This is a genomic window from Kribbella polygonati (assembly GCF_050320105.1).
Taxonomy (GTDB): Bacteria; Actinomycetota; Actinomycetes; order Propionibacteriales; family Kribbellaceae; genus Kribbella.
Window position 1 is genome coordinate 2,467,493 of record NZ_CP190129.1, and the last position, 20,974, is coordinate 2,488,466.

The 20,974-nt window shown below is 67.8% G+C and carries 22 protein-coding genes, 3 tRNA genes and 1 riboswitch; of the genes, 10 read left to right on the plus strand and 15 right to left on the minus strand.

Features of this window, described 5'->3' with window-relative positions; translation table 11 throughout:
* Nucleotides 1-254: 254 nt before the first annotated feature.
* From ACQHIV_RS11740 to ACQHIV_RS11765, 6 genes are all read right to left on the minus strand, one after another.
* Nucleotides 255-806: a Pycsar system effector family protein gene (locus ACQHIV_RS11740; protein ID WP_427893590.1), complete on the minus strand. Its 552-nt coding sequence runs from the start codon at nucleotides 804-806 to the stop codon at nucleotides 255-257.
* Nucleotides 803-1,717, minus strand: a complete 915-nt coding sequence (locus tag ACQHIV_RS11745) for a hypothetical protein (RefSeq protein WP_427893591.1) — start codon at nucleotides 1,715-1,717, stop codon at nucleotides 803-805. The genes ACQHIV_RS11740 and ACQHIV_RS11745 overlap by 4 nt, the downstream gene beginning before the upstream one ends.
* Before the next feature lie 184 nt (nucleotides 1,718-1,901).
* Nucleotides 1,902-2,186, minus strand: coding sequence for a hypothetical protein (locus tag ACQHIV_RS11750; protein WP_427893593.1), 285 nt, complete (start codon nucleotides 2,184-2,186; stop codon nucleotides 1,902-1,904).
* Between the two features lie 406 nt (nucleotides 2,187-2,592).
* On the minus strand, nucleotides 2,593-3,267 hold the full coding sequence (locus ACQHIV_RS11755; protein WP_427893595.1) for a hypothetical protein: 675 nt from the start codon (nucleotides 3,265-3,267) through the stop codon (nucleotides 2,593-2,595).
* Nucleotides 3,264-3,722 carry a hypothetical protein gene (locus ACQHIV_RS11760; RefSeq protein WP_427893597.1) on the minus strand — a complete coding sequence of 153 codons (459 nt, stop codon included), beginning with the start codon at nucleotides 3,720-3,722 and terminating at the stop codon, nucleotides 3,264-3,266. The genes ACQHIV_RS11755 and ACQHIV_RS11760 overlap by 4 nt, the downstream gene beginning before the upstream one ends.
* Before the next feature lie 26 nt (nucleotides 3,723-3,748).
* On the minus strand, nucleotides 3,749-4,735 hold the full coding sequence (locus ACQHIV_RS11765) for an SDR family NAD(P)-dependent oxidoreductase (protein ID WP_427893599.1): 987 nt from the start codon (nucleotides 4,733-4,735) through the stop codon (nucleotides 3,749-3,751).
* A gap of 71 nt (nucleotides 4,736-4,806) precedes the next feature.
* Between ACQHIV_RS11765 and ACQHIV_RS11770 the strand changes: the two genes are divergently transcribed.
* Nucleotides 4,807-5,730 (plus strand): AraC family transcriptional regulator, encoded by a 924-nt coding sequence (locus ACQHIV_RS11770; RefSeq protein ID WP_427893601.1) that lies wholly within the window; start codon nucleotides 4,807-4,809, stop codon nucleotides 5,728-5,730.
* On the opposite strand, the gene ACQHIV_RS11775 is transcribed toward ACQHIV_RS11770, so the two are convergent.
* Together ACQHIV_RS11775 and ACQHIV_RS11780 are read right to left on the minus strand one after the other, a co-directional pair.
* On the minus strand, nucleotides 5,712-6,446 hold the full coding sequence (locus ACQHIV_RS11775) for an aldo/keto reductase (RefSeq protein WP_427893603.1): 735 nt from the start codon (nucleotides 6,444-6,446) through the stop codon (nucleotides 5,712-5,714). The genes ACQHIV_RS11770 and ACQHIV_RS11775 overlap by 19 nt on opposite strands.
* 79 nt (nucleotides 6,447-6,525) lie before the next feature.
* Nucleotides 6,526-6,966 (minus strand): pyridoxamine 5'-phosphate oxidase family protein, encoded by a 441-nt coding sequence (locus tag ACQHIV_RS11780; RefSeq protein WP_427893604.1) that lies wholly within the window; start codon nucleotides 6,964-6,966, stop codon nucleotides 6,526-6,528.
* Nucleotides 6,967-7,059: 93 nt separating this feature from the next.
* Between ACQHIV_RS11780 and ACQHIV_RS11785 the strand changes: the two genes are divergently transcribed.
* From ACQHIV_RS11785 to ACQHIV_RS11800, 4 genes are all read left to right on the plus strand, one after another.
* Nucleotides 7,060-7,932, plus strand: a complete 873-nt coding sequence (locus ACQHIV_RS11785; protein ID WP_427893606.1) for a sigma-70 family RNA polymerase sigma factor — start codon at nucleotides 7,060-7,062, stop codon at nucleotides 7,930-7,932.
* A 146-nt stretch (nucleotides 7,933-8,078) separates the two neighbouring features.
* Nucleotides 8,079-8,151: transfer RNA gene (locus ACQHIV_RS11790), tRNA-Gly, on the plus strand.
* Nucleotides 8,152-8,173: 22 nt separating this feature from the next.
* Nucleotides 8,174-8,244 (plus strand) — tRNA-Cys (locus tag ACQHIV_RS11795).
* A 12-nt stretch (nucleotides 8,245-8,256) separates the two neighbouring features.
* Nucleotides 8,257-8,328 (plus strand) — tRNA-Val (locus ACQHIV_RS11800).
* 282 nt (nucleotides 8,329-8,610) lie between these two features.
* Here the strand turns inward: ACQHIV_RS11800 and ACQHIV_RS11805 are convergent.
* The 4 genes from ACQHIV_RS11805 to ACQHIV_RS11820 all read right to left on the minus strand — a co-directional run bounded on the left by ACQHIV_RS11805 (nucleotide 8,611) and on the right by ACQHIV_RS11820 (nucleotide 12,720).
* The gene (locus tag ACQHIV_RS11805) at nucleotides 8,611-9,396 is read right to left on the minus strand and encodes an EamA family transporter (protein ID WP_427893608.1); all 786 of its coding nucleotides are present in this window, start codon (nucleotides 9,394-9,396) and stop codon (nucleotides 8,611-8,613) included.
* Between the two features lie 175 nt (nucleotides 9,397-9,571).
* Nucleotides 9,572-10,315, minus strand: coding sequence for an SDR family NAD(P)-dependent oxidoreductase (locus ACQHIV_RS11810; protein WP_427893609.1), 744 nt, complete (start codon nucleotides 10,313-10,315; stop codon nucleotides 9,572-9,574).
* Between the two features lie 16 nt (nucleotides 10,316-10,331).
* The gene (gene rsgA, locus ACQHIV_RS11815; protein WP_427893611.1) at nucleotides 10,332-11,399 is read right to left on the minus strand and encodes a ribosome small subunit-dependent GTPase A; all 1,068 of its coding nucleotides are present in this window, start codon (nucleotides 11,397-11,399) and stop codon (nucleotides 10,332-10,334) included.
* Between the two features lie 154 nt (nucleotides 11,400-11,553).
* Entirely contained in the window at nucleotides 11,554-12,720 is a 1,167-nt protein-coding gene (locus ACQHIV_RS11820) for a YihY/virulence factor BrkB family protein (RefSeq protein WP_427893613.1), read from the minus strand.
* A 63-nt stretch (nucleotides 12,721-12,783) separates the two neighbouring features.
* On the opposite strand from ACQHIV_RS11820, the gene ACQHIV_RS11825 reads away from it, so the two are divergent.
* Nucleotides 12,784-14,391 carry an acyl-CoA dehydrogenase family protein gene (locus ACQHIV_RS11825; RefSeq protein WP_427893615.1) on the plus strand — a complete coding sequence of 536 codons (1,608 nt, stop codon included), beginning with the start codon at nucleotides 12,784-12,786 and terminating at the stop codon, nucleotides 14,389-14,391.
* Nucleotides 14,390-14,472: riboswitch (ZMP/ZTP riboswitch) on the plus strand. (Overlaps the previous gene by 2 nt.)
* A 28-nt stretch (nucleotides 14,473-14,500) precedes the next feature.
* Nucleotides 14,501-15,949: a glycine hydroxymethyltransferase gene (locus ACQHIV_RS11830; protein WP_427893617.1), complete on the plus strand. Its 1,449-nt coding sequence runs from the start codon at nucleotides 14,501-14,503 to the stop codon at nucleotides 15,947-15,949.
* On the opposite strand, the gene ACQHIV_RS11835 is transcribed toward ACQHIV_RS11830, so the two are convergent.
* Nucleotides 15,942-17,495 (minus strand): DHA2 family efflux MFS transporter permease subunit, encoded by a 1,554-nt coding sequence (locus ACQHIV_RS11835; RefSeq protein WP_427893619.1) that lies wholly within the window; start codon nucleotides 17,493-17,495, stop codon nucleotides 15,942-15,944. The two genes, ACQHIV_RS11830 and ACQHIV_RS11835, sit on opposite strands and share 8 nt — an antisense overlap.
* A 63-nt stretch (nucleotides 17,496-17,558) precedes the next feature.
* Here ACQHIV_RS11835 and ACQHIV_RS11840 point away from each other — a divergent pair, with 63 nt between their 5' ends.
* Nucleotides 17,559-18,029 carry a GbsR/MarR family transcriptional regulator gene (locus ACQHIV_RS11840; protein WP_427893621.1) on the plus strand — a complete coding sequence of 157 codons (471 nt, stop codon included), beginning with the start codon at nucleotides 17,559-17,561 and terminating at the stop codon, nucleotides 18,027-18,029.
* 11 nt (nucleotides 18,030-18,040) lie between these two features.
* On the opposite strand, the gene ACQHIV_RS11845 is transcribed toward ACQHIV_RS11840, so the two are convergent.
* A complete protein-coding gene (locus ACQHIV_RS11845) occupies nucleotides 18,041-18,664 on the minus strand; it encodes a glyoxalase superfamily protein (protein WP_427893623.1) in 624 nt (207 codons plus the stop codon).
* A gap of 132 nt (nucleotides 18,665-18,796) precedes the next feature.
* A complete protein-coding gene (locus ACQHIV_RS11850; RefSeq protein WP_427893625.1) occupies nucleotides 18,797-19,669 on the minus strand; it encodes a helix-turn-helix transcriptional regulator in 873 nt (290 codons plus the stop codon).
* Between the two features lie 103 nt (nucleotides 19,670-19,772).
* Between ACQHIV_RS11850 and ACQHIV_RS11855 the strand changes: the two genes are divergently transcribed.
* Nucleotides 19,773-20,636 (plus strand): aldo/keto reductase, encoded by an 864-nt coding sequence (locus tag ACQHIV_RS11855; protein WP_427893627.1) that lies wholly within the window; start codon nucleotides 19,773-19,775, stop codon nucleotides 20,634-20,636.
* 16 nt (nucleotides 20,637-20,652) lie between these two features.
* The gene (locus ACQHIV_RS11860) at nucleotides 20,653-20,970 is read left to right on the plus strand and encodes a carboxymuconolactone decarboxylase family protein (protein WP_427893629.1); all 318 of its coding nucleotides are present in this window, start codon (nucleotides 20,653-20,655) and stop codon (nucleotides 20,968-20,970) included.
* The last annotated feature ends 4 nt before the right edge of the window (nucleotides 20,971-20,974 follow it).

A 20,974-nucleotide genomic window follows, 5' to 3' on the forward strand; every position in this document is an offset into this window, starting at 1 on the left:
GACCATGACAGTCGCCGTTCCGTTTGCCAAGCATGATCTTGCGGGTCATCCGGCCTGGCTGGCTTCCCTCGCGGTGCTCCGGTATGCGGGAGTGAGAATCCTCGATCCCCACGACGGGTCTCGCGTTTCGTTGAAGCCGGTCACCAGCGGAACCGGCGCTGACGTAAGCTCCGACTTTCAGTGGCAATGGGTCTTGGATGCGCTTGCGGAAGGCCCAGAATATCTGGGCCCCCGCTGGCACGGTGAGTCGCCGATCAGACGCGCGCCATCAGAAGTACCGCCAAGAATGCGACCGCAACAAAGACCAGGATGATTGCCCAGCCGCTCCAAAGAAACTTCCTTCGGGCAACCTTCGAATTCGCCCATGCTTGAGCGCTAATCTCATCCACTAGTCGCGCCTCATCTATGACGAGACTCTGGAAGACGGCGCGGTAATCCTCGTAACGCGTGTACCTCTTGGCCACATGGTTGAAGTAGATGAGGTTCTGCGGATTCTGCCTCACCCATAATCTTGGCACGAGACACATTCCAGCACACAGGACCGACCCAAGCACCCCAGTCACACAGCAGATTACAAGGATCAAATCACCTGGACTTAGCGTCGCATCCTTGGTCAGGTTATAAACGGTCCCCGCGATAACACCGCCCGCGGCTAGCGCGGCCGTCGCCTTTACCTCCGAGGCTCGAACCCACCCGGTCACCACGTCCAGTATCTTCCACGCCTGCTCAGTTCCTACCGATACGACCTCGACCAGGGATTCGTCGAGTCGTTCGGGCCTTCTCCTCAGGCGAGACAAGATCGTCATCGTGGGCCCACATGGCGAAGCTCGCGCGCCCTCCTGGCCTTCTCGGTGACCACATTGCCGAATTGCGACTTCAGGACCTCAGCCCGCAAGTGTGAGACATCGTCGCGCTTCTTCTTGCCATCCATGATTGCCTGGCAAAACTCCGCACCGTGAGTGTCACACCACCCTGCAACCAGCAGCCGACCCTGCGCTTCCGGCTCTCCGTCAGGCAGGTTGTTGACCTCGATATTGTTCCAAATATTCAAGCTCGGACCGTCGGGGCAGCCGCAACTGATCGCTAGATAGTCATTCTTCTCAACCATGTCCCAAACACATCCAGTGACTATGACCTGATTTCGGTCTGCGGTCTGCGCCGCCTTGGCTGCGTAGTTCACGGCCTTGCCCGCCCACACGGGTTCTTGCTCGTTCGGGTTTCGAGGCGTTCCAACTCGCTTAACCAGCAGTCGACCTTCCGCGACGCCTACCTTGAAGCCGGTCAAAGGGCTATCAGGCCACTTCGTTTCAAGCCGCTTGGAAAATTCGTCTGAGAACGTTCGAATGGTGATTGCCGCACACATAGCACGCTCGAAGTTGCTCTCCCCCCAAAAGAGAGCAAAGGCACCGTCCCCTTGGATTGCAATGAAGTCTGCGCCGAATCGATTGAAGATCTTGACGACATTGCCGGTTCCTGCCTCATAGATACTCGCAGTCGATGCGGCATGCTTACCGGTGCCGAGTTTGGTCGAACCTTTCAAATCGGCAACGACGGCTAGAACGCCGGAGACTTTAAGCCATCGCCGTGCCTCGATTGGCAGCTTTGAAATGTCTAAGGTCTTTCCACTGTCGACTACTTCCGGAGTGGACTTCAGCTCGTCTCGCACGCTCTCGTCGAGTTCTTTAAGCATGCCTTTGAGATCGATGATCTCCCCCACCATTGCCCCCCTGGCAATCCGATGATGCGTTACAGGTCCACGCGGCTTGTCGCGCAGAGTTGAAGGAGGCTAGCCAAGCGTGTCTGAGTGGATTAGTCCAGACCCTGCGAGCCCCACGCTGCCGCCGACGAGCCGCCGCAATGCTCCCGCCCCTCTGCAGGCCGTAGGCGCGCTGGCCTGGTCCTCACGGGCGAAACACGAGATCAATGGTGCCGCGCCATCCCTCCTCACCAGCGTGATCGGTCGTTGCGCCGACCCTGCATGTCGGTATTTCCTCAAGTCCTGCGTCAAGCAGCGCCTGACGCAGGGCCAGCGCGGCGTCGACAGCCTCTGCCGGGGCCGGGTATGTGTCTGCCGTACTAGCCATCACCCTGGTGAACACGCTTGAGGTCCGGATCTCCCAGCCGTGCTGCGGGTCGCTCTCGCCGTCGACCGCGAGCCGACCGAGGATCGCCTTTATCTCAGTCATGTCGGTGACACTAGCGGCGACCGTCGGCATCTGGCACTCGCACCGCCGCCGCAAGCCGACGTGTGAGGTGGGCGCCGAGGCAGCGGAAAGGCAGCAAACCGCGTGGTCGGCGGGAGTCACAAGCTGACGTCGCTGCAGTAACAGAGGGAGTCGGAGAACGTCGCGGGGCTCACTGGTACGCGAGAACCGCCTTCACACCGAAGAGGTCACTGGTTCGAACCCAGTATCGCCAACGAAGGCGACAGGCGACGTGTGTCGCAAAGCGTTCCGCTTTGCTGACCACGTCGCCTTCGTCATTTGTGCGGCGTCGCTCCGCTCGCCGCGCAGCGGGGGCTCCGCCACCCGCACCCCCTACGCCTTCGCTCCGCTCGGCGGCGGGGGTGCGCCTTCGCTTCGCTCGACGGGATCAGGTGTGGGCTGGGGCCAGGAGAGGACGTGTGGGTGGGAGGCCGTTCGCGGGGGCTTCTATGAGGGCTGCGCAGGTTGGGGTGCCGCATTCGCAGTCGAAGGTCGTCAGGGTGGTTGCTTGGGTGGCTAGTTGGGTGTTGCTCAGGCGGAGGTAGGACTGGCGGGTGGGGGTGTCGGGGTTTGTGGTCAGGTACGGGGCGAAGTGTTGTTCTACGGCTGCGAGGGTTTGGGGGATGGATTGGTTGTCGACCTCGAGAACCGGTGCCTGGGTGTCTGACAGCTGGTCGTGGATCAGTTGCCGGCCCCAGATGAAGCCTTCGTGGTTGATGCCGGGGTTTCGCACGTCGAGTCTTGCTGCTTGTTCGGGTTTGGAGGGCATCAGCCAGAGGGCGTTGCGAGCAGTGCCGGCCATGGTGGGGGTGACGAAGGCGCCTTCGACGATGACGGGGGCGTCGGCGGGGTAGGCGCGGATGTCTTCGAGGATCATCGGGGCGCGGTCGAAGGTGCCGGGGTCGGTTCCTGGTACGTAGAGGCCGGCGGCGGCCGCTCGGGCCTCGTGGGCAGAGGCGTGGGCGTCGACGCTGTACCAGATGTAGCCGTGTTTCCGGGCGAACAGCCGGCTGAGGGTGGACTTCCCGGCCGCGGCGGGGCCGCCCACCCAGAGGATGGTCATTCGGGGAAGACCTCCGGAAACAGGTCGTCGGGGATCAGGAGCGGGCGGTTGAGTACGACGGACCGCCACGCCGTCGGAAGCTCCGGAAACGGTCCCCGCGGACCCGCACCCAGGCGACCCTCGAGGGCGAGCGCTACGGGGCCGGTGGTTGTCGGGCGGACGTTGGTGCCGGCGCCGTTCAGGAGTTCCAGGAGGACTTCGTACACGTCCGCGGGAAGGCTGCCGTCGATGACGTCGCACCAGACCTTGGCCCGGCCGCCGGCCTTGAGGCCGACACCCAGGAACAGCCCCAGGTCGCCAAAGGCCTGCGCGTAGTAGCCGAAGTACCTCGTGCACGTCCAGACCAAGGTCTTGGTGTACGCCGCCAGCTCCCCCGTCCCAGCGGGCAATCGTTCCTTGAGTACTGCGTCGGGCTGGTAGAGCCGGGCTGCGCCTAGCTGGAAGTACGGCGTCATTCGCCGGACGATAGCGACCCGTCGGCTCAGTGTTTGACGAGGTCCTCGCTGAGGTTCCACAGGCGTGTGGCGGACTCGGGGTCGATTGCGTGCGGTACGACGTCGGAGCGGACGTCCGGGTCGTGGAAGTCGGTGCTGCCTATCAGGTCCAGCGGGGAGATGTCGTTGTCCTTCAGGTATGTCCCGCCGTGGCCTTCCAGTAGCGGGCTGGTGGCGCCGAAGACTGCCGTGCTGGCGCCCTGTTGAGGGGTTTTGCGTTCGCGGGACGGGTCGAGGATCTGGTTGCCGTCGGCGTCGACCAGGCCCATCGCCTTGTGGTCCTCCAGCGAGAGCCACGGCGTACGGGTCTCCCCCACGGGCAGATGCGGGCCGAGGTTCGTGGTGATGACGATGCCGGGGTGTACGGCGAAGGCGTGGATGCCGTACTGCGACCACCGCCGCTCGAGCTCCACCGCGAACAGCACGTTCGCGGTCTTCGACTGACCGTACGCGAGCAGCGGGTCGTACCCCTCCTCGAACTGTGGGTCGCCCCAACGAATGTCGGACAGTCGGTGCCCGCCCGAGGTCACGTTCACGATCCGGGCGCCGTGCGCCGCCCGCAGCGCGGGCAGCAAGCCGAGGGTGAGCTGGAAGTGCCCGAGGTGGTTCGTCGCGAACTGCGACTCGTACCCGCGGGCGTCCCGCTGCAGCGGCCCCGCCATGATGCCGGCGTTGTTGATCAGGATGTGCAGCGGCCGCCCGGTCGCGAGGTACCGTTCGACGAACGCGTCGATCGACAGCGGGTCGAGCAGGTCGAGCTGACTCGCGTCCGGGTCCTCGACCGCCGCCGGGTCGCGGACGGCGACCGTCACGTGCGCGCCCGCCTTGCGCAGGGCGCGGGTCATCTCCAGGCCGAGGCCGCGGTGCCCGCCGGTGACGATCGCGTTCTTACCGGTCAGGTCGATGCCTTCGAGTACGTCGTCCGCGGTCGACGCGGCGGTGAATCCGGTACCGATGAGCTGCTGTCTGGTCATGCCTCCACCCTGGCGCGGGATCGGCGTACGATGAATAAGTATCCGTCCACGTTTTCTTCGCGAGAGTACAGATGACCGATCAGCTGTCCGAGGTGTTCGAGCTCGTCGAGGTGCGCGGGCTGGTCTCCGGCGGGTTCGTCGTCCAGGGCCCGTGGGTGTCGCGCGCGACGCTGCGGGAGACGTTCAAGTTCATCGCGATGGTCGGCGGTCGCGCCCGGCTGACGACCGACGGCATCGACGCGCCGATCGAGCTGCGTGCGGGCGATGTCGCGATCCTCAACAACCGCACGCGGCTGGAGCTGGCCGGCGGGTCCGGCGACGGCCCGGTCCAGCAGGTCGAGCCGGTCGAGACCGGGCTGGAACTGCTCGATGCCGACTGGGCCAGCAACGACATCGTCATCGGCGGCCGCATCGACCTGAACGAGGCCGGGCGAACCCTGCTCGGCGAGGCGCTGCCGCCCGTCGCACATGTCCAGGCCTCCCCCAGCACCGGCGCGAACCTGCGCGGCAGCCTGCACCGGCTGTTCGCCGAGGTCACGAGCGACCGGATCGGCTCCGCGTTCGCGATCCGCCAGCACGCGCAGCTCGTACTCCTCGAGGTCCTCCGCACGTACGTCGAACAGGCCGAGCTCCCGCCCGGCTGGCTGCGCGTCCTGACCGACGAACGCCTCCGTCCAGCACTCACGCTGATGCACTCGCAGCCGGACACGCTGTGGGGCCTCAACGAACTCGCACACGCCGCCGCGATGTCCCGCACTGCGTTCGCCGAGCGCTTCCGCGCCGTCGCGGGCATGCCGCCCCGCGCGTACCTGAACCGCTGGCGCATGATGCTCGCACAACGCGCCCTTCGCAACGGAGACGTCAGCGTTGGGTCACTCGCGACCGAGCTGGGCTACGCCTCCGAGAGCGCCTTCAGCACTGCGTTCAAACGCGAGGTCGGCGAGTCACCATTGCGCTACCGCTTCAACGCCCGCGCTCAGGCCGTGTCCAACTGAGCCACCAGCTCGCCGTCCAGCTGCAGCTCAACCGCACCCAGCGCCTCCTCCAGCTGCGCCAGCGACGACACACCGACCAGCGGTACGACGCCATGGTGCAACAGCCACGCGAGTACTACCTGGTTGACCGTCACGCCCAGCTCCCCTGCGACCCGGCGGATCGCTTCGAAGCGCATGTACGCCGTCGGATGCGCATAGCCGCGCTGTTCCGAGAAGGGCCGCTCAGGGCGTACGTACGACCCGGTCAGCAGCGGCTGGTACGCAACCAGCGTCACGTCCGGGTGTTCCGCCAGGTAGTCGTAGTGCTCGATCCCCGCATGCTGGAGGTGCGGTGTGCCGCGTCGCAGAACCCCTTGCAGCGCGGGAGGATTCGGCCACAGGTACGTCGAGTGCTGCTGGATCACGGTGTACTGCGCAACGCCTTGAGCGGCTGCGGTCTGCCGAGCGCGGTCGAATCGCCAAGTGGCGGTGTTGCTGCAGCCGATCCGCGCCACGACCCCGTCCGCCGCCAGCTGGCCAAAGGCCGCCACGGTCTCCTCCAACGGAGTACTGCGGTCGTCGATGTGCGCGTAGTACAGGCCGATCCGTTCAACACCCAACCGCGCCAGACTGCCCTTCACGGCCTCACTGACGGCTCCTCCACTCAAGCCCTCCCAGTGTGCGTCTCCAGGATCGCCAGGCACGGTCGTACGCGCACCACACTTCGTAGCGATCACCAGGTCGTCGCGGTCGGCGCGGTTACGCAGCCAACGCCCGAGCAGCTCCTCGCTCTCCCCGCCGTGCCCGACCCACTGGTCAAGAGAGCCAGTGGCCGTCAGTCATCAGCACGCGGGCCTTCAGCTCCTCGACCTCGCGCCAGGCCTGGATCTTGGTTGGCGTTACCCGGAAGAAGGGGTAGTTCGGCAGCGGGCGGGGGTCGAAGCCGGCCTTGGCCGCGAAGGCCGCGGCCTCGGCGTCGGTCGGGGTGACCAGCTCGGCGGTGCCGGTCACGTGGATGACGTCGCGGACCTCGCCGAGGGTCAGCTGGACCCGCGGGTTCGCGATCAGGTTGCGTGCCGTCGGGTTCGTCCGCGACGTCGACAGCAGCAGCGTCCCGTCGGTCCACAGGAACGAGAGCGGCATCAGGTACGGCGTACCGTCGAGCGAGGCCGTCGACACCCACGCGTCGACGTCCTTCTCGAGACGGTCCAGGGTGTCCTGCTTGCGGACCGCCGGCGGGCGGGCTGCCTCCGTCATCGCGCACTCCTCTGTCACATGTCGTCCTCGGGCTCCGTCAATCGTGGTGACGGCGCTGGGCCGGACAGTGTGACAGGTGAGAGGTTGGGCGACATGACCGGGGACGACTGGCTGGCAGTGCGGTTCGAGGAGAACCGGGACCGGCTGCGCGCCGTCGCGTACCGGATCCTCGGCTCCGAGCCGGAGGCCGAGGACGCGGTCCAGGAGACCTGGATCCGGCTCAGTCGCAGCGACACCGAGGCGATCGACAACCTCGGCGGCTGGCTGACCACGGTCGTCGGGCGGATCTGCCTGGACATGTTGCGGTCCCGGCGCGGCCGGCCCGAGCTCCCGGTCGACGAGCACTCCCCCGTACTCGCGGACGACGCCGTACCGGATCCCGAGCTCGAGGCGATCCAGGCGGACTCGGTCGGGCTGGCGCTGCTCGTCGTACTCGAGACGCTGTCGCCGGCCGAGCGGCTGGCGTTCGTGCTGCACGACCTGTTCGCCGTACCGTTCGAGGACATCGCGCCGATCATCAAGAAGTCGCCGGCCGCGGCGCGGCAGATCGCGAGCCGGGCGCGGCGGCGGGTCCGCGGTACGCCGGAGCCGACCGACGTGGATGTCCTGCGCCAGAAGGAAGTCGTGACCGCGTTCCTGACCGCGGCGCGCGAGGCCGACTTCACCGCACTGCTCGCCGTACTGGACCCGGAGGTCGTCGTGCGCGGGGACGCGAGCGCCGCGTCGTACGGGTCGACGATGTCGCCGTTGTCCGGCGCCGCGGAAGTCGCGCGGGCCTTCAACGGACGGGCGCGGGCCGCGAAGCTCGTGCTCGTCGACGGGATGCCCGGGCTGGTGTGGATGCAGCGCGGCGAACCGTTGATTGTGTTCTCTTTCACGGTCGTCGGCGGGCGTGTCGCCGCGATCGACCTTCGGGGCGATCCGGAGTACCTCGAAAGCGTCGATCTCGTGACCTTGCGGGCCTGATCCGGCGGCGTGGCGAGTGGACAGCGCCGGCGCGAATCGTGCGCCGGGCAGAGCGTCCCGGAAGCACCCGGAATCCGGTTTTTGCGGACGCGAAAAGTGCGCTACTGTTCTGCTCTCGCAGGGAGCGGAAACGCTCACAGCGAAGCGCGGACGTAGCTCAGTTGGTAGAGCGCAACCTTGCCAAGGTTGAGGTCGCCGGTTCGAACCCGGTCGTCCGCTCGGAGAGGGTTCGGCTCTCAGTGGTGGAGTGGCCGAGAGGCGAGGCAACGGCCTGCAAAGCCGTGTACACGGGTTCGAATCCCGTCTCCACCTCGTACAGCGCACGGACGATTGGCGCAGCGGTAGCGCGCTTCCCTGACACGGAAGAGGTCACTGGTTCGATCCCAGTATCGTCCACGAAGGCGATGGGCGACGTGTGTCGCAAAGCGTTCCGCTTTGCTGACCACGTCGCCTTCGTCATTTGTGCGGCGTCGCTCCGCTCGCCGCGCGGCGGGGGCTCCGCCACCCGCACCCCCTACGCCCTCGCTTCGCTCGGCGGCGGGGGTTGGGTTGCGCAGTTGGCTCACCTGCTGGGGTTGGGTCGTGCGGTTGGCTCACCTGCTCGGGTTGGGTCGCGCGGTTGGTTCACCTGCTGGGGTTGGGTTGCGCGGTTGGTTCGCCTGCTGGGGTTGGGGTTTGTCAGTTGTGGCGGGCTTGGGCGATGACTGCTAGGAGGAGTACTGCGGCTCCTGTGATGGCCAGTGGGGTGAGGTGTTCGTGGAAGGCGGCTATGCCTATGGCTGTGGCTACTACGGGTTCTAAGAGGGCTATTACCGCTGCTGTTGATGCCTTGAGGGTTCTTAGGCCGGCGTAGAAGAGCGTGTAGGCCAGGGCGGTGGGGACCAGGCCGAAGTATGCGATCAAGAGCCAGCCTGTCCACGTGGTTGGGAGTTCTGCGAACGGGGCTAGTAGTAGGGCTCCGGTGGTGAAGCCTACGAGGGCTGTTGTCAGAGGGTCTTGGCTCTTGCGGTTCAGGAGTGTCGTTAGCGAGTAGCCCGCGGCTGAGGCCAGGGCTGCTGCTATGCCGGTGAAGCTGGCGGTGCCGGTTGTGGCTGTGAGAAGGATCAGGCCGGCTATGGCCATGAAGGTGGCTGTGGTGAGGCGTTCGCGGGCGGCGATGGTGATGATCACCGGGGCGGCGCCAAGAGCGATGACGGTGGCGATTCCTACGCCTACGCGTGGGATTGCGGTGAAGTAGCCGAGCTGGCAGATGGCCAGGCCGACGCCGCTGAGCGCAGTACGTGGCTGCACAGGACGGCGGCGTACGGCGGGCAATAGCCAGACGGCTGCGGCGGCCAGGCGCCAGAAGGAGGTGGCCAGCGGGGACAGGCCGGCGTACGTCGACAGCAAGGCGCCGGTGGGGCCGCCGGTGCCCCAGGCGAGGGCGGCGAGGACTACGAGGACAAGGGCACGCCGATGGTGCATCGGACACTCCGGTGGTGTTCGCAACGAGTAAGGGCGCGTCTGCGAACAGCCCGAAGAAGCCCGGGTCGCAGGACCCGGGCGCGTGGGGAAGCCGTCCGCTAAGCGACGGCCGGCGGAGTGATGATGCGATGCACGAAGGAGACCTTAGCCAGTCCCCCACGCCACGGCGACTGGATTACATGCGGAGGTAGGAGCCGCCGTTGAAGTCCAGGACTGTGCCGGTGGCGAACTCGGCTTCGGCCGAGGCCAGATAGACGATCGCGGCCGCTACCTCGGACGGGTCTGCTACGCGTTCCAGGGGGCTTTCCAGGCGGCGGCGGTCGTAGCCTTCACCGGCCAGGTTGACGGCGGCCATGTCGGTCACCGTCCAGCCGGGGGCGATGGCTGTGACAGCGATTCCTTCTGGGCCCAGCGCGCGGGCCAGGGATTGGGTGAAGGACACGATCGCCGCTTTCGAGGCGCCGTATGCGGGCTGGTTCGGTTCGCCACGGAACGCACCCCGCGACGACACGTTCACGATCCGCCCGCCGCGGGTCATGTGCCGGACGGCGCACCACGTGACGTTGGACGGACCAACGAGATTCACGGCGAGCGTGTCCGCCCACGCGCGCTGCCACTCGGCGTACGTCGTGTCGCGGATGCGGTGCGGGTGGTAGACGCCGGCGTTGTTCACGAGTACGTCGATGCTGCCCAGCCCGGTAGCGGCGGCCGAGACCATCGCCTCGATCGCGTCCGGATCCGCGAGATCCGCCTGGACGGCCAGATGCCCCGACCCGGGCAGCTCCTTCACGAGCTGGGCGGCCGCCTCCGCGGACGAGCTGTAATGCACCGCCACCCGGTCCCCCGCGGCGGCGAAGGCCCGCGCCGTCGCCGCACCGATCCCCCGCGAAGCCCCTGTCACCAGCACTGATCGGTTCATACAACCGATCCTTTCATCACTGACGCGGGTTCCAGTCCCGGCGGTACGACTTGGCGGCCCGCACCCACTCCTTCTTCGCCTCGTTCCGCAGCCGTACGTCCGCCCGCCGCGCCATGTACGCCGCTTCGCGCTGCAGCTTCACCCAGCTCTCGTAGCGCCGGTACGGCAACGTCCCGTCCTCGAGACCCGCCCGTACGGCGCAGCCGGGCTCGGACTCGTGGGAGCAGTCCTTGAACTTGCACTGCTCCGCCAGCTCCGTGACGTCCGGGAACGCCGCGGCCAGGCCCTCCCCGCTCTCCTGCAGGCCGATCCCCCGCAGTCCGGGTGTGTCGATGACGACGCCACCACCCGGCAGCACGATCAGCTCACGCCGTACCGACGTATGCCGTCCCTTGCCGTCCTCGCGGATCTCCTGCACGTTCAGCAGTTCCACACCGGCCAGTGCGTTCACTAGCGACGATTTACCCGCACCACTGGACCCAAGCAACGCCAGCGTCGCATTGTCGGCCAACAGCTCACGTACGGAGTCCATCCCATCCCCTGTGCTCGCACTGCACACGAGTACGTCGGCCCCGGGCGCAGCCGCAGCCACGTCCTCGGCCAGCAGGTCAGCGTCATGCACGAGGTCCGATTTGGTCAGTACGACGACCGGCCGCGCGCCGCTCTCCCAGGCCAGCGCCATGAAGCGCTCGATCCGGACGATGTTCGGCTCCGGCACCAGGCCGACGACGATCGCGATCACGTCGACGTTCGACGCGAGCACCTGCCCGCGGGAGGACCGGCCGGCCTCCGCGCGGACGATCGCCGACCGGCGGGGCAGCACCGACTCGACCGTGATCCGGTCGTCCGGCCAGAAACGCAGTACCACCCAGTCGCCCGTACACGGGCCGGCCTGGGCGTCCGCCGCGATCTCGGCGAGCAGCGCCCCGGACCAACCGGCCCGGACCGGCCCGTCGGCGGTGAAGACCGTCGCCAGGCCCTTGTCGACCCGGGCGACGCGTCCCGGGACCAGGTCCGCGGGGACGGATTGCAGACATTCGGCCGTGGAGCTGTCGAGTCCCAGGGCCTGGAGTGTGGCTGACATGCGGCGAACCTTTCGAAGGGTCCGGCCGCGGGGATTCAGCTCCGCGGACGGACGATGCGGGAGACAACGGGCCGAACGGCCTGTTCGAAGCTCATGGCGGGTTGCCTCCCTTCGGGTCCTTGCGGTCCAGCCAGGACCGTCTGTCGCGATGCCGTCAGCCTAGGTCGTCGTCGTCCCCCCGCGCACCCGGTTTTCCGACCCGCGCGGCCTTCCGGTCCGGCTCCACGGGCTTCTTGTCCACAGCCTTCTTCAGGCCCTTCCGGACCGCCGGAGGGATGTTCCGCGGCTGCTCCGCGAGCTCCTCCAGCTTCCGCGCCGCCTCCGCGTGCTCCTCGGACTCCACCGGCGTCAGCGGCTGCGGGTGCTCGTGGTGGTGCTCCGGCTCGGCCTTCATCACCGGCTCGACCTCGTCGTCCTTCCCGGCGACAGGCGCGGATTCTTCCTTCTTGACCTCGGTCACGTGCGCCTTGTGCGGCCACAGCCGGTCCACCACGGCGTTCAGGGCAGCACCGATCAGCACGGCGATGGCGGTCATGTACAGCCACATCAGCACCGCGATCGGGGCCGCCAGCGGGCCGTAGATCGACGTACCGCCGACTGTGCTCTGCAGGATCCAGCGGAGCACGAAGCTGCCGAGGATCCAGATCGACAGCGCCAGGAACGAGCCGGGCAGGTCCGAGACCCACGGCGTCCGGATCGGCACGGACAGGTGGTAGAGGGTGTTCAGGAAGCCCGCCGACAGGATCGTGACGACCGGCCAGTACAGCTGGTTCAGGAAGTCGAGGCGGTGCGGCAGCAGGGCGTCGACCGCGTCCGGGCCGGCCAGGACCAGCGGCAGCACGATCACGCCGATGATCAGGGCGGCGCAGTACAGGCTGAACGACAGCGCGCGGGTCTTGACGATGCCGCGCTTGCCGCCCATCCCGTACATGATCGTGATGGTGTCGACGAAGACGTTCAGCGCGCGGCTCCCCGACCACAGCGAGAGCACGAAACCGATCGAGATCACGTCCGGCCGGCCGCCGTTCAGCACCTGGTCCAGGGTCGGCGAGATCACGCTCTTGATCGAGTCGTCGGTGAGCGCCCGGGCGGCCAGGTCGACGATCTGCTGCTTGACGTCGTTGATCGTCTCGACCTCGAACCACCTGCTCGCGATGTAACCGAGCGAGCCGGCCAGCCCGAAGATCAGCGGCGGCAGCGAGAGGATCGCGAAGAACGCCCCCTCGGCCGCGAGACCGGTGACCCGGTACCGCAGACACACCCCTACCGTCTGGGTGAGCAGCTTCCAGGTCGTCGCGGGGACCTTGCGAACCCATGCCAATGAGAGGGAGCTCCCACCAGTGGGTCCTGCCCCAGAACGTGCCATACCGCTTACCGTACTGACATGGCGGACCCATTCGCGGTAACGAACCAGGCTCCCCCACTGCGGGGCGTGAACTTCTTCACGCGGGATGTGCCGCTCGGTGACGCTCTGCGCCCGTACGCCGAGCTCGCCGGGGATCCCGGCCTGACCCGGATCGGCGAGCTGGCCGGGTCCGAGGAGGCCCGCGCGCACGCCCTCCCGGCGAACCAGAACCCGCCGGTGCTGCGGACCCACGACCGGTACGGGAACCGGATCGACGAGGTCGAGTTCCACCCGTCGTGGCACTGGCTGATGGAACAGGCCGTCGGGTTCGGGCTGCAGGCCGCGCCGTGGACGAGCGACCGCCCCGCGCCGCACCTGCGCCGGGCGGCCGGGTTCTACCTCTGGTCGCAGGTCGAGCCGGGGCACGGGTGCCCGATCTCGATGTCGTACGCCGCGGTACCGGCGCTGCGGGCGGACGAGCAGCTCGCGGCGGAGTGGGTGCCGCGGCTGGCGTCCACAGAGTACGACGTACGGCGCCTGCCGGCCGCGGCGAAGGGCGGCGTACTGGCCGGGATGGGGATGACCGAGAAGCAGGGCGGGTCCGACGTACGGGCGAATCTGACGACCGCGACGCCGGCCGGGGACGTGTACCAGCTGGACGGGCACAAGTGGTTCTGCTCGGCGCCGCAGGTGGACGTGTTTCTGGTACTGGCGCAGGCGCCGGACGGGCTGAGCTGCTTCGTCGTACCGCGGGTGCTTGCCGACGGCAATCGGAACCCGTTCGCGCTGCAGCGGCTGAAGGACAAGCTCGGGAACCGGTCGAACGCGTCGTCGGAGGTCGAGTTCCACGGGACGATCGGGTATCGGCTCGGTGACGAGGGTGCCGGCGTACGGACGATCATCGAGATGGTGGCGGCGACCCGGCTGGACTGCGTGCTCGGGTCGTCGGCGCTGCAGCGGCGAGCGCTGGTGGAGGCGATCTGGCACACCCGCCACCGGTCGGCCTTCGGTGGACTGCTGGCGGACAAGCCCGCGATGCAGAACGTGCTCACAGACCTCGCCATCGAGAGCGAAGCCGCCACGGCACTCGCGATGCGGCTGGCCGCGGCTGTGGACGACCAGCGGGCGGCGGCGTTTCGGCGGATTGGGTTGCCGCTGGCCAAGTTCTGGGTTTGTAAGCGGACGCCGTTCATGGTGGCGGAGGCCCTGGAATGTCTCGGCGGGAACGGGTACGTCGAGGAGTCCGGGTTGCCGTTGCTGTACCGGGAGTCGCCGTTGAACTCGATTTGGGAAGGATCGGGCAACGTCAACGCGCTGGACGTACTGCGGGCGCTCCAGAAGCCCGAGTCGCTGGAGGCCTGGCTGCTCGAGGTCGGCACCGTACAAGGTGCGGACGCCCGGCTGGACACTGCCGTCGAGGGTGTACTGCAAGCGCTTGCCGATCACCACGCCGCGGAGGCCGGCGCGCGAAGGCTGGCCGCACAGATGGCCCTGTGCCTGCAGGCTTCGTTGCTGATCCGGCACTCGACGCCCGAGGTCGCCGACGCGTTCGTCGCGTCCCGGCTCGCGGGCGATTGGGGCGGCGTGTTCGGGACGCTTCCGCGGACCACTCCCTTCGAGCGGATCCTCGAGCGCACGATAGGGTGAGCCGCGTCGCGACTGGCGCGCTGAAGGTGGAGAACCACCGGGGAGCGAAACCCGTCGGCACCGTGCGCCTGGGTGCCTTCGACCCACTGCAACCGCAGGAGAGACAACGATGACTCAACCCTTCGATGCTGCCGCCGCGTCGGCCGCGTACAACAACGCGCTGCAGGTGATCGCCGCGGTCGAGCCGACCATCGCCGGCGCGATCCGGTCCGAGCTGGCCGACCAGCGCTCCTCGCTGAAGCTGATCGCGAGCGAGAACTACGCCTCCCCCGCCACGCTGCTCACGATGGGCAACTGGCTGTCGGACAAGTACGCCGAGGGCACCGTCGGGCACCGCTTCTACGCCGGCTGCCAGAACGTCGACACCGTCGAGCAGGCCGCCGCGGACCACGCGCAGGCGCTGTTCAACGCGCCGCACGCGTACGTCCAGCCGCACTCCGGCATCGACGCGAACCTGGTCGCGTTCTGGGCGATCCTCGCGCAGCGGATCGAGTCCCCAGCGCTCGCCGAGGCCGGCGCGAAGCACGTCAACGACCTCTCCGAGGAAGACTGGACCAAGCTCCGCAAGGCGCTCGGCGACCAGAAGATGCTCGGCATGTCGCTGGACGCCGGCGGTCACCTGACGCACGGCTTCCGGCCGAACATCTCCGGCAAGATGTTCAACCAGCACTCGTACGGGACGAACCCGGAGACCGGCCTGCTCGACTACGACGAGGTCGCCCGGGCGGCCCGCGAGTTCAAGCCGCTGATCCTGATCGCCGGCTACTCGGCGTACCCGCGCAAGGTCAACTTCGCCAAGATGCGTGAGATCGCCGACGAGGTCGGTGCCACCCTGATGGTCGACATGGCGCACTTCGCCGGCCTGGTCGCGGGCAAGGTGTTCACCGGCGACTTCGACCCGGTCCCGCACGCGCATGTCACGACCACGACCACGCACAAGTCGTTGCGCGGCCCACGCGGCGGCATGGTGCTCTGCCAGCCGGAGTACGCCGAGTCCGTCGACCGCGGCTGCCCGATGGTGCTCGGGGGTCCGCTCAGCCAGACGATGGCCGCGAAGGCGGTCGCGCTGGCCGAGGCGCGGCAGCCCTCGTTCCAGACGTACGCGCAGGCCGTCGCGGACAACGCCGTCACGCTCGCCGAGGGCCTGATGAAGCGTGGCGTCAAGCTCGTCACGGACGGCACCGAGAACCACCTCGTGCTGCTCGACGTCTCGTCGTACGGCATCACCGGCCGGCAGGCCGAGTCGGCGCTGCTCGACGCCGGCATCGTGACGAACCGGAACGCCGTACCGCGGGATCCGAACGGCGCCTGGTACACCTCCGGCGTCCGGATCGGTACGCCGGCGCTCACCACGCGCGGGTTCGGCGCCGACGAGTTCGACCGGGTGGCCGAGCTGATCGTCGACGTGCTGTCGTCGACCACCCCGACCACCACCGCCGCCGGCGCCCCGTCGAAGGCGAAGTACGTCCTCGCCGACGGTGTCGCCGACAAGACCAAGGCCGCCTCGGCGGAGATGCTGGACAAGTTCCCGCTGTACCCGGGTCTCGAGCTCAGCTGACCACCGGCTGCCCGTCCTCAGCGTGCTGGGGGCGGGCAGCTCTTTTCGGCATCAGTACGGCGGCAAGAACCGCACCGGCGACCGCGATGCCGCCGGAGACCCACATCGTGGTGTTGAGGCTGGTGAGGAACGCGTCCCGCACGCTGCTCGCCAGCCCTGCCGAGCCCGTCCTCGCGGCCACCGCGAGCCCACCCGCGAGACTGCGCTGCGCCGCGTCCGCGACCTGCGCCGGCAGACCGGTGATGTCCACGTTGTGCCGGTAGACCGAGTTCAGCACGGTCCCGAGGACGGCGACGCCGACCGTCCCGCCGACCTGGCGGAACGCCTGCAGCAGCGCCGACCCGGTCCCGGCCCGCTCCGGGTCGAGCACGCCGAGCGCCGCGTTCATTGCCTGCGGCATCGAGCAGCCGAGCCCGAAACCGACGACCACGAACCAGATCGCGGTGTACCCGTACCCGGTGCCGAGGTCGGTGAACGCGCCCAGCACGAACCCGGCGGCCATCACCACGAACCCGGTCAGCACGACCAGCCGGGTGCCGATCCGCGACTCCACCGGCTCGGCCAGCTTCGCGCCGACCGTCATCCCGCCGATGAACGGCAGCAGCTTCAGCCCGGTGTGCAACGCGTCGGTCCCGTTGATGCCCTGGAAGTACTGCGGCATCGTGAACAGCAGCCCGAAGATCGCGAACACCGACACCGTCAGCAGTACGGCGCCGCCGGTGAACACCCGCTCGCGGAACAGCCGCAGCTCGATCAGCGGCTCGGAGTTCCGCCGCTGCCAGACCAGGAACCCGGCGATCAGTACGACGGCTGCGGCGAGGAACACGATCGTGACCGCGTCGGACCAGGACGCCTCGCCCGCCCTCGTCACGCCGTACACCAGGGTCGCGAGTCCGGCGCTGGACAGCACGATGCCGAGCCAGTCGATCGCCGGGCGCCGCGAGCTGCGCGTCTCCGGTACCAGCAGCGTGACGGCGAGCGCGGCCAGGAACGCGATCGGGACGTTCATCCCGAAGATCCACTGCCAGCCGGCGTGGTCGAGCAGCAGGCCGCCGACGATCGGGCCGAGCGGCATACCGATGCTGTTGGCAACGACGAAGAAGCCGATCGCCTTCTTCCGCTCCTGCTCGGTGCGGAACAGCACGGTGATCAGCGAGAGCGCGACCGGCACGATCATCGCGGCGCCGATCCCGAGGAACGCGCGCGCCGCGATCAGCTGACCGGCCGAGCCGGCCAGCGCGCAGGCGAGCGACGCGAGCCCGAACAGGGTGAGCGCGATCGCGATGATCCGGCGCCGGCCGTACCGGTCGCCGAGCAGACCGGCCGGGAGCAGCAGGGCGGCGAGCACCAGGTTGTAGCTGTTCGCCATCCACTGGAGCTGCCCGGTGGACGCGTCGAGATCCTTGGCGAGGGTCGGCAACGCGACGTTGAGCACGGTGGTGTCGAGGCCGAGCACGAGGACGGCGAGGCACAGCGCGATGAGGACACCGAAGCGGCGGGCGCCGGTCAGCGTCGGCACTCCGGTGGTGTCGGTGGTCGGGGTCATGAAATTCAAGTTATCAGAAGTTTGTGATAGTTGCGATAAATCCGATTACTGTAAGCTTCAACCATGGCGGAGGAACCGAGCCGGGAGGCAGTCAGCCAGTTCGTCGAGCGCTTCGCGGGCGTGCTGGCGAACAGCGGCGTACCGACGATGTCGGCCCGGGTGATGGGCGCGATGCTGGTCAGCCCCGACGGCTCGCTGACCGCTGCCGAGCTGGCCGAGTCGTTGAAGATCAGCCAGCCGGCGGTGTCCGGCGCGGTCCGGCAACTGCTCCAGGTCTCGTTCATCTCCCGCGAACGCATCCCCGGCTCCCGCAAGGACCACTACCGGATCCGCGAAGACGTCTTCGCCGCCATCCTCGAACGCCGCAACCTCGCCCTCAGCGAATGGGAGTCGACCAGCCGCTCGGGTGCCGCCCTCTTCCCCGCCGACTCCCCCGTCGCGAGCCGTCTCACCATAGCCGCCGACTTCTTCGCCTTCATCCACGCCGACATGGACCAGATGATCAAGAACTGGCGCGCCGAACGGCCTCGGTGAGCCGCCTGGCGTCAACCGACGAAGGCGATCGTGTTGCCGTCCAGGTCGCGGACGATGAAGTCGGTGCCACCCCAGGCTTGCTTGGTGAGCTTCTGGGTCGGCTCCACGCCCGCCGCGAGGTATTCGGCGTACAAGCCCTTGACGTTCCGGGTTTCGACGAACGCCATGATGACGTCTTCGTCCTGCACGGTCTCCGCGGCGAGCACCGGCCCATGCACCAAACGCAGGTGCAAGGTAGCGCCGTCGCGCGACACTGAGCCGTAGAACGGCGGCTGCCCGTGCAGGAAGTCGACACTGAACCCGAGGCGATCGCGATAGAACTCGGCCGCCGCCTGCACGTCGCGAACGAACAGAACCGGCCGCGCGGCGTCGAGCAGGACCGGTTCCGGAGCCTCGGGTGGCCGTGGCGCGTCCTCGACGGCCGCCCGCAACCCGGCCCAACTGTCGTAGCCCGCCTCGAGCGCGATGATCTCCTGCGCCTCCGCAAGCTTGAAGTTCAGCTCGAGCGATTCGTGATCCGTGACATCGCGGTAGCGCGGCAACTGACGGATACGGCCACCGACCGAGTGGTTGCGCTCGCGGTGCCAGCGCAGCAGTTGCTTGGCCTGCTTCTTGTACGTTTCGAGTGTCGGCATGGCGTCCCTTCCAGGGTTGAGCTGGAGTAGGTGGGCCTTGCCCTTCCGGCGTCCGCGCCGATGCGCCCCGCCCAGAAACTGGGCTCGCGCTTTCGCACGAATTTAGCACGGCAACGGGCCAGCCGGCCGAGATCAGCTCTCGCCGTCGGGCGTCGCCTGCTCCAGCTGCGCGCTGGTACGCCCGGCCCAGCTGGCGAGGAAGCGGAGAGCCTCCGCCGCGGGGCTGCCGGGTTCGGCGGTGTAGGTGATGATGACGAGACCGTCGCCGGGTAGTTCCATGGCTTCGCCGCTGAGGTCTATGTCGCCGACCAGGGGGCTGTGGAGGCGTTTGGCGGCGGTGCGGTGGTGTTTCACGTTGTGCCGGGCCCACCGGGTGCGGAACTCGTCGCTGCGGGTGGCCAGTTCGCCGACGAGGTCGGTGAGGCTCTTGTCGTGGGGGTTGTGCCCGGCTTCGACCCGCAGCGCGGCCGCTGAGTCGTCGGCGACGGTTTCCCAGTCGAGGAAGAACGCGGGCGCCCGCTGGTCGAGGAACAGGAACTTCGCGAGGTTCAGCGGCAACTGGTCGAGGATGTCGCCGTACAGCGCGAGGGCGAGGTCGTTGGCCGCGAGGATGTCGGTACGGGCGTTGCGCACGTAGGCCGGGGTCGTCAGGGACTCCAGGATGCGATGGATGCCGGGGCGGACCTTGGAGATGGCGGTACGGCGTGAGCCGCGGACCGGGCCGCTGGCCGCCCTGGCCAGGTCGAACAGGTGGGCCCTTTCGGCGTCGTCCAGCCGCAGTGCGCGGGCAAGTGCGTCGAGGACCTGCTCGGAGACACCTGAGAGATTCCCACGCTCGAGCCGCGTGTAGTAGTCGGCGCTGACGCCGGCGAGCAGCGCGACCTCCTCGCGGCGCAGGCCGGCCACGCGGCGTTTGTCGCCGAACGTCGGCAGCCCTGCCTGCTCCGGCGTCACGTTGGCACGCCGGCTGGTCAGGAACTCCCGTACGTCGTCCTTGTTGCTCACGGTGACCACGGTACGGCGGGAGCTCTCCGACCTGGGGGGGTCTGGTGGTACCTGGTACACCGGGGACTCTCACTCGTGGTCCGGGCGGCTGTTTCCTGGACCCATGAACAGGAACGTCACGTTGAACAACGGCGTCGAGATGCCGGTCCTCGGGTTCGGGGTCTTCCAGATCCCCGACGACCAGACCCAGGCCGCCGTCGAAGCCGCGCTCGAGGCCGGGTACCGCCACCTCGACACCGCCGCGTCGTACGGCAACGAGGAAGCCGTCGGCGCCGCGATCGCCGCGAGCGGGATCGCCCGCGGCGAGCTGTTCGTCACCACGAAGCTGTGGATCCAGCACGCACCGACCGGCAGCGTCGAGGACGACACACTGCGCGCCTTCGATGCCTCACTGAACAGGCTCGGTCTGGACCACGTCGACCTGTACCTGATCCACCAGCCGCTCGGCGACTACTACAGCGAATGGCGCGCCCTGCAGCGGATCCACGCCGACGGCCGCGCCCGGGCGATCGGCGTCTCGAACTTCCACCCCGACCGCCTGGTCGACCTCATCGAGCACAACGAGATCACCCCTGCGGTCAACCAGATCGAGACACACCCGTTCCACCAGCGCGTCGCCGACCAGGAACTCATGGTCGAACGCGGCGTCCAGATCGAATCCTGGGGGCCGTTCGCCGAAGGCCGCAACAACCTGTTCACCGACCCGGTCCTGACCGCGATCGGCCAGGCCCACGGCAAGTCGGTCGCCCAGGTCGTACTGCGCTGGCTCATCCAGCGCGGCGTCGTCGTCATCCCGAAGTCCGTCCGGCCGGACCGGATGGCGCAGAACCTAGACATCTTCGACGTCACCCTGACCGATAACGAACTCGAGCAGATCGCCACCCTCGACACCGGCGACAGCCTGTTCTTCGACCACCGCGACCCCGCCATGGTCACCGCTCTCGGCAACCGCAGGATCGACGCCTGACCTGAAGGAATCCACCATGCCTGAACCCACACCAGCCCAGCGAGCCATCGGCGACTTCGCGCCCAAGCTCGTCGAGCTCACCGACGACGTGCTGTTCGGCGACGTCTGGAAACGCGCCGAGCTGTCGCCGCGCGACCGCAGCCTCATCACGGTCGCCAGCCTGCTGACGTCGAGCAGCTTCGAGCAACTGCCCAACCACCTACGCCTCGCCCGGCAGAACGGGCTCACCGAAACAGAGCTCAAGGAGGCGATCATCCACCTCGCCTTCTACGCCGGCTGGCCCAAAGCGATGTCCGCCATCCAAGCCGCCAAGGCCGTCTTCGCCGAAAGCTAGCCGA

Excerpts from the sequence above, each read along its gene's own strand:
- rsgA (WP_427893611.1), bottom strand. The coding sequence starts at position 11,399 with ATGTCAGCCACACTCCAGGCCCTGGGACTCGACAGCTCCACGGCCGAA.
- ACQHIV_RS11840 (WP_427893621.1), top strand. The coding sequence starts at position 17,559 with ATGGCGGAGGAACCGAGCCGGGAGGCAGTCAGCCAGTTCGTCGAGCGC.
- ACQHIV_RS11755 (WP_427893595.1), bottom strand. The coding sequence starts at position 3,267 with ATGACCATCCTCTGGGTGGGCGGCCCCGCCGCGGCCGGGAAGTCCACC.
- ACQHIV_RS11760 (WP_427893597.1), bottom strand. The coding sequence starts at position 3,722 with ATGACGCCGTACTTCCAGCTAGGCGCAGCCCGGCTCTACCAGCCCGAC.
- ACQHIV_RS11750 (WP_427893593.1), bottom strand. The coding sequence starts at position 2,186 with ATGACTGAGATAAAGGCGATCCTCGGTCGGCTCGCGGTCGACGGCGAG.
- ACQHIV_RS11825 (WP_427893615.1), top strand. The coding sequence starts at position 12,784 with ATGGCGGACCCATTCGCGGTAACGAACCAGGCTCCCCCACTGCGGGGC.
- ACQHIV_RS11810 (WP_427893609.1), bottom strand. The coding sequence starts at position 10,315 with ATGAACCGATCAGTGCTGGTGACAGGGGCTTCGCGGGGGATCGGTGCG.
- ACQHIV_RS11780 (WP_427893604.1), bottom strand. The coding sequence starts at position 6,966 with ATGACGGAGGCAGCCCGCCCGCCGGCGGTCCGCAAGCAGGACACCCTG.
- ACQHIV_RS11740 (WP_427893590.1), bottom strand. The coding sequence starts at position 806 with ATGACGATCTTGTCTCGCCTGAGGAGAAGGCCCGAACGACTCGACGAA.
- ACQHIV_RS11770 (WP_427893601.1), top strand. The coding sequence starts at position 4,807 with ATGACCGATCAGCTGTCCGAGGTGTTCGAGCTCGTCGAGGTGCGCGGG.
- ACQHIV_RS11765 (WP_427893599.1), bottom strand. The coding sequence starts at position 4,735 with ATGACCAGACAGCAGCTCATCGGTACCGGATTCACCGCCGCGTCGACC.
- ACQHIV_RS11835 (WP_427893619.1), bottom strand. The coding sequence starts at position 17,495 with ATGACCCCGACCACCGACACCACCGGAGTGCCGACGCTGACCGGCGCC.
- ACQHIV_RS11855 (WP_427893627.1), top strand. The coding sequence starts at position 19,773 with ATGAACAGGAACGTCACGTTGAACAACGGCGTCGAGATGCCGGTCCTC.
- ACQHIV_RS11845 (WP_427893623.1), bottom strand. The coding sequence starts at position 18,664 with ATGCCGACACTCGAAACGTACAAGAAGCAGGCCAAGCAACTGCTGCGC.
- ACQHIV_RS11805 (WP_427893608.1), bottom strand. The coding sequence starts at position 9,396 with ATGCACCATCGGCGTGCCCTTGTCCTCGTAGTCCTCGCCGCCCTCGCC.
- ACQHIV_RS11860 (WP_427893629.1), top strand. The coding sequence starts at position 20,653 with ATGCCTGAACCCACACCAGCCCAGCGAGCCATCGGCGACTTCGCGCCC.
- ACQHIV_RS11785 (WP_427893606.1), top strand. The coding sequence starts at position 7,060 with ATGACCGGGGACGACTGGCTGGCAGTGCGGTTCGAGGAGAACCGGGAC.
- ACQHIV_RS11830 (WP_427893617.1), top strand. The coding sequence starts at position 14,501 with ATGACTCAACCCTTCGATGCTGCCGCCGCGTCGGCCGCGTACAACAAC.